General features: G+C 47.0%; 1 protein-coding gene. It reads left to right on the plus strand.

Going from position 1 to position 1,755, the window contains the following annotated elements; translation table 11 throughout:
- Positions 1 to 213: 213 nt before the first annotated feature.
- Positions 214 to 1,635: an MFS transporter gene (locus tag AC29Z1_RS10555; RefSeq protein ID WP_488271425.1), complete on the plus strand. Its 1,422-nt coding sequence runs from the start codon at positions 214 to 216 to the stop codon at positions 1,633 to 1,635.
- The last annotated feature ends 120 nt before the right edge of the window (positions 1,636 to 1,755 follow it).

Below are 1,755 nucleotides of genomic sequence, written 5' to 3' on the forward strand. Positions count from 1 at the left end.
GATAAATGCTGTTGTTCATGGAGAAAATCAGGATGATTGCTCATGGATGGTTACCTCTCGTTCAAGTATCAATTCTTAACATTGGCTTTGTTGTTTGCTAAAATAGTATAGAATGATGTTATTATGTTTGCCAATCATTTTGCAATGCTAAAATCACTATAGCCATATGCCATTTTTTATAGTTCAATATATAGTAGCGGAAGGAGTTTCTTCGTGCAAGCAAAGCTGCAAAAACTTGAGTATTATAAATGGTTAATTTTTGGTGTTGTCAGTACCGGCGTCTTTATGGCCAACTTGACAGCCTCTATCATTAACGTTGCCTTGCCACCTATTACAGTTGCGTTGCATAGTGTTATTTCCACCGCCCAGTGGGTGGTGACGGCGTATTTGCTGGTTATTACCAGCCTCTTGCCGCTGATGGGGCGGTTGGGTGATGTGTTTGGGCGGCGTAAGGTATACGGATATGGGTATGTCATTTTTGCGATAGCATCGCTATTATGTGGACTAGCTAATTCTATTGGTATGTTGGTTGCCTTTCGGGTGCTGCAGGCTATTGGTGCGGCCGCACTCATGGCTAATGCCATGGCCATTGTGACTGCAGCTTTTCCCCAGAATGAACGGGGAAAAGCATTGGGGATGATCGGTACTGCAGTGGCATTAGGCGGTCTAAGCGGCCCGGGGATAGGTGGATTGCTTGTCGAAGCGTTTGATTGGCATGCTATATTTTTTGTCAATATTCCGATTGCTCTCTTGGGGTATACCGGAGTACAGCTGATTTTACCTATTGACCGAGAGATGCGGCAGGAGAAGGTCGATTATTTAGGGGCGGCCTTGTTTGCGGCAGGCATGGTCAGCTTTTTGCTGGCGCTGAGTCATGGTAATGAGTGGGGCTGGTTTTCGGTTACTACGCTTACTTGTATGATCTTTGCTGCTGGCATGCTGGTGCTGTTTATATGGTATGAACAACAGGTAGAGTATCCGATGCTGGAACTGTCGATTTTTAAAAATTGGGCGTTTACTGCAGGCAATTTGGCGGGATTACTCTCCTTTATGGCTATGTTCAGCAATAGCTTGTTAATGCCCTATTATCTCCATGATGTCTTAATGTTTGCCCCGGCCCAAATTGGTTTGATCATGTCAGCTTTTCCGCTGGTTATGGCAGTAGTGGCACCCCTTAGCGGCACGTTGTCAGACAAGGTGGGGCCTGGTTTGCTTACTACCGCAGGTCTGGGATTGATGGCGCTGGGCTTAGTGATTACCGCTAAGCTTCAGGTAGATTCCACGTTATGGTTGATTATAATATCACAGGCGCTCATGGGATTAGGTAATGGGATGTTTCAATCTCCCAATAATAGCAGTGTCATGAGTGCGGTAGAGCCTCGGTATTTGGGAGTGGCAGGCGGCGTCAACGCGTTGGCCCGTAACTTTGGCATGGTATGTGGTACCGCTTTGGCGGTAGCTATATTGGAATATCATCGTACGGCCAGCCTGAGCGGACTGAACCAACCAACGTCAGAGCAGCAGATAGCCGCTTTTATGGAAGGATATCAGGCTGCGCTGCTTGTCGGTGCAGGTCTGGCTGTTGCCGGAATGTTGCTTTCTTTTAAACGGGCGAGGAAGCTGGCGGTGAGGTAAATGGTGAGTGCATGAGCATAAGACTGACGGTTGGGTGCTTGAAAAAATTTTTCATGTTAGGCTGGTGAAGCTATGAACATAGGAGCACGCCTGCTTCATATCGGAGCTTGGCTGAAAATG

Source organism: Sporomusa sp. (assembly GCF_057736855.1).